This is a genomic window from Bacteroides sp., from assembly GCF_052357945.1.
Taxonomy (GTDB): Bacteria; Bacteroidota; Bacteroidia; order Bacteroidales; family Bacteroidaceae; genus Bacteroides.
Genome location: NZ_DAWCXD010000209.1, coordinates 1 through 6,099, shown reverse-complemented (window position 1 = coordinate 6,099; position 6,099 = coordinate 1). Strand labels below are relative to the sequence as shown.

Here is a 6,099-nt window from a genome sequence, read left to right as displayed (position 1 = left end):
ATAAATAATTGTCAGAATGAACGTTTCATTACAAAACATTGACAAAGTAAGCGCAGAGCTTACTGTAAAGCTTGAGAAAGCAGATTATCAGGAGAAAGTAGACAAAGAGTTGAAATCACTCCGTCAGAAGGCACAGATTCCGGGATTCCGTAAAGGTATGGTGCCGACAAGTCTTATTAAAAAGATGTATGGTAAATCGGTGATTGCAGAGGTTGTGAATAAGGCATTGCAAGAAGCTGTTTACAATTATATTAAAGATAATAAGGTGAATATGTTGGGCGAGCCGTTGCCTAACGAAGAAAAGCAGCAGAATATTGATTTCGATACAATGGAAGAGTTCGATTTCGTGTTCGATATCGCTTTGGCACCTGAATTTAAAGCAGAAGTAAGCGCTAAAGACAAAGTAGATTATTATTCTATCGAAGTTTCTGAAGAAATGATCGACAACCAGGTGAAGATGTACACTCAACGCACTGGTAAGTATGATAAGGTAGATGCTTACGAAGATAATGATATGTTGAAAGGTCTGCTGGCACAGTTGGACGAAGAAGGCAATACAAAAGAAGGGGGTATTCAGGTAGAAGCTGCTGTGTTGATGCCTGCTTATATGAAGAATGACGATCAGAAAGCTATTTTTGCTAACGCAAAAGTAAATGATGTATTGGTGTTCAATCCGAACGTTGCTTATGACGGACATGCTGCTGAACTGGGTTCTTTGTTGAAGATCGACAAGGAAATCGCTAAAGACGTTAAGTCTGACTTCAGCTTCCAGGTAGAAGAAATCACTCGTTTTGTTCCGGGTGAATTGACACAGGAAGTGTTCGACCAGGCATTCGGCGAAGGTGTTGTGAAGACTGAAGAGGAATTCCGCGCTAAGATTAAAGAAGAAATTGCAGCAAGATTTGTTGCTGACAGCGATTATAAGTTCCTGATTGATATTCGCAAAGTGATGATGGAAAAAGTAGGTAAGTTGGAATTCTCTGACGCTCTGCTAAAACGTATCATGTTGCTGAACAACGAAGAAAAGGGCGAAGAATATGTTGCTGAAAACTATGATAAGAGCATCGAGGAACTGACTTGGCACCTGATTAAGGAACAGTTGGTTGAAGCGAACGATATCAAAGTAGAACAGGAAGATGTTCTGAAGATGGCTAGAGAAACAACGAAGGCACAGTTTGCTCAATACGGTATGTTGTCTATCCCTGATGATGTGCTTGATAACTATGCACAGGAGATGTTGAAGAAGAAAGAAACTATCAATAATTTGGTAAGTCGTGTTGTAGAAGTGAAGCTGGCTGCTGCTCTGAAAGCGCAGGTTACTTTGGAAAACAAGAACGTTTCAATCGAAGAATTCAATAAGATGTTTGAATAATCATTCGGTTGAATAGAATATAAAGTCACAGAAACACAGAGTTTTTATAAAATTATAACTCTGTGTTTTTTTGTGTCTCTGTATTCTTTTTCGTTTCTTTGTACTTACGTTTATTTTTAATTTATAAGAAAGGAACAATTAACATGGATGATTTTAGAAAATACGCAACCAAGCATTTAGGAATGAATGGCATGGTATTGGATGATGTGATTAAATCGCAGGCCGGGTATTTGAATCCCTATATTCTGGAAGAAAGACAGTTGAACGTTACTCAACTCGACGTTTTCTCCCGTTTGATGATGGACCGCATCATTTTCCTCGGTACACAAGTAGATGACTATACAGCGAATACGCTTCAGGCACAGTTGCTGTATCTGGATTCTGTTGATCCGGGTAAGGATATCTCTATCTATATCAACTCTCCGGGCGGAAGTGTATATGCCGGATTGGGCATTTATGATACGATGCAGTTTATTTCAAGTGATGTTGCTACCATCTGTACAGGTATGGCAGCTTCAATGGCGGCTGTACTGCTTGTTGCCGGTGCTGAAGGCAAACGTTCTGCGTTACCTCATTCACGTGTGATGATTCACCAGCCGATGGGTGGTGCGCAAGGACAAGCGTCGGACATTGAAATCACAGCTCGTGAGATTCAGAAATTGAAGAAAGAACTTTATACGATCATCGCCGATCATTCGCATACTGATTTTGATAAAGTATGGGCGGACTCTGACCGCGACTACTGGATGACAGCTCAGGAAGCGAAAGAATACGGTATGATTGATGAGGTATTGATTAGGAAATAAAAATGGCTGATTCAAAGACAAAGAAAAGGTGTAGCTTCTGTGGACGGTCGGAGAATGAAGTCGGATTCCTGATTACGGGAATGAACGGCTATATCTGCGACAGCTGTGCTACCCAGGCTTATGAGATCACTCAGGAGGCATTGGGCGAAGGCAAGAAAAGCGCGGGAGCTACCAAACTCAATTTAAAAGAACTGCCCAAGCCGGTAGAAATTAAGAAATTCCTCGACCAGTATGTGATCGGACAGGATGATGCGAAACGCTTCCTTTCCGTATCGGTCTATAACCATTATAAACGTCTGTTGCAAAAAGACAGCGGGGATGATGTGGAGATTGAAAAGTCGAACATTATTATGGTGGGTAGTACCGGAACCGGGAAAACGTTGCTCGCACGCACGATTGCTAAGTTGCTGCACGTGCCGTTTACTATTGTAGACGCTACAGTGCTGACGGAGGCCGGTTATGTGGGTGAAGATATCGAAAGTATTTTAACCCGTTTGCTTCAGGTGGCAGATTATAATGTACCTGAAGCTGAACAGGGTATCGTGTTTATCGACGAGATCGACAAAATTGCCCGTAAAGGAGATAACCCTTCCATCACTCGCGACGTGAGCGGTGAAGGCGTACAGCAGGGATTACTGAAATTGCTCGAAGGTTCTGTGGTGAACGTACCTCCCCAGGGAGGCCGTAAACATCCGGACCAGAAGATGATTCCGGTAAATACCAAGAATATTCTCTTTATCTGCGGCGGTGCGTTCGACGGTATCGAGAAGAAGATCGCCCAACGGTTGAACACCCATGTCGTAGGTTATACGGCATCGCAGAAAACAGCGACGGTAGACAAGAATAACATGATGCAGTACATCGCTCCACAGGATTTGAAGTCATTCGGACTGATTCCCGAAATTATCGGACGTCTTCCGGTGTTGACCTATTTGAATCCGCTGGACCGGGATGCGCTTCGTGCGATCCTTACCGAACCGAAAAACTCAATCATCAAACAGTACATCAAACTGTTTGAAATGGATGGTATCAAGCTGACATTTGAAGATGATGTATTCGAATATATCGTCGACAAGGCGGTAGAATATAAGCTGGGTGCCCGCGGATTGCGCTCTATTGTGGAAACAATCATGATGGATGTCATGTTTGAAATCCCTTCAGAGAACAAAAAAGAGTATAAGGTGACGCTGGATTATGCAAAGATGCAACTGGAAAAAGCGAATATGGCACGACTACAAACCGCTTAAAATCAAAGAGTAAGGCTACAGAAAATGATCGTAACTGTATTTTCTTGAAAATATTAGTCGCATTTTGCTTGGTAATTACGAAGTTGTTTATAACTTTGTTTGGCTCTCTTGAAGAAGAGAACATACTTAAAGTTAAACCATGAACTGAATAAAACAACCTTAGTTAAGATGGCAGGGAAGATTAATTTAACAGATGAACTGAAAAAGTATTTCGGATTTAATAAGTTCAAGGGAAACCAGGAAGCGATCATTAACAACTTGCTCGATGGTAAAGATACCTTTGTACTGATGCCTACCGGTGGCGGGAAATCTTTATGCTATCAGCTACCTTCGCTCTTGATGGAAGGTACGGCAATTGTAATTTCTCCGCTTATTGCGTTGATGAAGAATCAAGTGGATGCAATGCGCAATTTCAGTGAAGAAGATGGCGTCGCCCATTTTATCAATTCTTCATTAAACAAAGGCGCGATAGACCAAGTGAGGTCGGACATCCTTGCCGGAAAGACAAAATTGCTATATGTAGCGCCGGAATCGCTGACGAAAGAAGAAAATGTAGAATTTTTGCGTTCGGTGAAAATTTCGTTCTATGCAGTAGACGAAGCTCATTGTATTTCTGAATGGGGACATGACTTCCGACCGGAATACCGGCGGATTCGCCCTATTATCAACGAAATAGGAAAGGCTCCGTTGATTGCGTTGACCGCAACAGCGACACCAAAGGTGCAGCATGATATCCAGAAAAATCTGGGAATGGTAGATGCTCAAGTTTTCAAATCGTCGTTCAATCGTCCGAACCTTTATTATGAGGTACGCGCGAAGACCGCTAATATTGACAGGGATATTATCAAGTTTATCAAAAACAATCCGGAAAAATCGGGCATTATCTATTGCCTTAGCCGGAAAAAAGTAGAGGAACTTGCTGAAATCCTTCAGGCAAACGGTATCAATGCGCGTCCTTATCATGCCGGAATGGATTCGTTGGCGAGGACCAAGAATCAGGATGATTTCCTGATGGAAAAAGTGGACGTTATTGTAGCAACTATCGCTTTCGGTATGGGAATCGATAAGCCGGATGTAAGGTTTGTGATTCACTACGATATTCCAAAGAGTCTGGAAGGGTATTACCAGGAGACCGGACGTGCCGGTAGAGATGGCGGTGAAGGTCAGTGCATAACCTTTTATACAAACAAAGACTTGCAGAAACTGGAGAAGTTCATGCAAGGAAAACCTGTGGCAGAGCAGGAAATTGGCAAGCAGCTTCTGTTGGAAACCGCTGCTTATGCCGAATCTTCCGTATGCCGGCGCAAGACGTTGCTGCATTATTTCGGTGAAGAATATACGGAAGAAAATTGTGGAAATTGTGACAACTGTTTAAACCCTAAAAAACAAGTGGAGGCTCAAGAGTTATTGTGTGCCGTGATTGAAGCGATTATCGCGGTGAAAGAAAATTTTAAGGCAGATTATATTATAGACATACTACAAGGTAAAGAAACTTCCGAAGTACAGGCGCATTTGCATGAAGACCTCGAAGTCTTCGGCTCCGGTATGGGCGAAGAGGATAAAACATGGAACGCAGTGATTCGTCAAGCACTGATCGCAGGTTACTTGAGCAAGGATGTGGAACATTACGGACTCCTGAAAGTGACGGAGGAAGGACACAAGTTCTTGAAGAAGCCGAAGTCATTCAAGATTACCGAAGACAACGACTTTGAAGAGACGGAAGAAGAAGTTCCGGCACGTGGCGGTGGTTCCTGTGCGGTAGACCCTGCTCTTTATTCTATGTTGAAGGACTTGCGGAAGAAACTCTCGAAGAAACTGGAAGTGCCGCCTTATGTGATCTTCCAGGATCCGTCTTTGGAAGCGATGGCTACCATTTATCCGGTGACATTGGATGAGTTGCAGAATATACCGGGCGTAGGAGCGGGAAAAGCAAAACGTTACGGTGAAGAGTTCTGTAAATTAATCAAACGTCACTGTGAAGAGAATGAAATAGAACGTCCTGAAGATTTGCGGGTACGTACGGTTGCCAATAAATCAAAGATGAAAGTAGCTATCATTCAGGCAATTGACCGTAAAGTGGCGTTAGATGATATCGCTCTTTCCAAAGGTATCGAATTTGGTGAACTCCTGGACGAGGTGGAAGCTATCGTCTATTCGGGAACCAAACTGAATATCGATTATTTCCTGGAAGAAATCATGGATGAAGATCACATGCTTGATATCTACGATTATTTCAAGGAATCTACTACTGATAAGATTGATGATGCGCTTGATGAATTAGGCGATGACTTCACTGAAGAGGAAGTTCGCTTGGTGCGTATTAAGTTCATCTCTGAAATGGCTAATTAAAAAAGCGAAAAAAATAGGCGTGCAGGTATGCGGTTTTGAATAAAAACCGTATATTTGCACGCAATAATTTTTAAACGCATAGCCCTATGTCATTTATTGCTGATAAGATTGTAATGGATGGGTTAACTTACGACGACGTATTGTTGATCCCCGCTTATTCTGAAGTTTTACCGCGCACTGTCGATCTCTCGACTAAGTTTTCAAAAAACATTGAGTTAAAAATTCCTTTTGTGACGGCTGCCATGGATACGGTTACCGAAGCGAAAATGGCTATTGCCATTGCTCGTGAAGGTGGTATCGGTGTGATTCACAAAAATATGTCTAT

Annotated in this window: 5 protein-coding genes; all 5 read left to right on the top strand. The window is 42.4% G+C overall.

Annotated elements, in window-relative coordinates; all coding sequences use genetic code 11:
• Positions 1 to 16: 16 nt before the first annotated feature.
• Complete coding sequence (gene tig, locus ACT8YW_RS21360) at positions 17 to 1,372, top strand: trigger factor (protein WP_004308629.1); 1,356 nt, start codon at positions 17 to 19, stop codon at positions 1,370 to 1,372.
• Positions 1,373 to 1,515: 143 nt separating this feature from the next.
• Positions 1,516 to 2,178 (top strand): ATP-dependent Clp endopeptidase proteolytic subunit ClpP, encoded by a 663-nt coding sequence (clpP, locus tag ACT8YW_RS21355; RefSeq protein WP_444107077.1) that lies wholly within the window; start codon positions 1,516 to 1,518, stop codon positions 2,176 to 2,178.
• Positions 2,179 to 2,180: 2 nt separating this feature from the next.
• The gene (clpX, locus tag ACT8YW_RS21350; protein WP_004297166.1) at positions 2,181 to 3,425 is read left to right on the top strand and encodes an ATP-dependent Clp protease ATP-binding subunit ClpX; all 1,245 of its coding nucleotides are present in this window, start codon (positions 2,181 to 2,183) and stop codon (positions 3,423 to 3,425) included.
• A 168-nt stretch (positions 3,426 to 3,593) separates the two neighbouring features.
• Entirely contained in the window at positions 3,594 to 5,774 is a 2,181-nt protein-coding gene (recQ, locus tag ACT8YW_RS21345; protein WP_444107076.1) for a DNA helicase RecQ, read from the top strand.
• 86 nt (positions 5,775 to 5,860) lie between these two features.
• Positions 5,861 to 6,099: IMP dehydrogenase (locus ACT8YW_RS21340; protein WP_298048415.1), on the top strand; the 239-nt coding region annotated here is incomplete at its 3' end.

Bases quoted from the DNA above. Each gene is read 5' to 3' on its own strand.
- tig (WP_004308629.1), top strand. From the start codon at position 17: ATGAACGTTTCATTACAAAACATTGACAAAGTAAGCGCAGAGCTTACT.
- clpP (WP_444107077.1), top strand. From the start codon at position 1,516: ATGGATGATTTTAGAAAATACGCAACCAAGCATTTAGGAATGAATGGC.
- clpX (WP_004297166.1), top strand. From the start codon at position 2,181: ATGGCTGATTCAAAGACAAAGAAAAGGTGTAGCTTCTGTGGACGGTCG.
- recQ (WP_444107076.1), top strand. From the start codon at position 3,594: ATGGCAGGGAAGATTAATTTAACAGATGAACTGAAAAAGTATTTCGGA.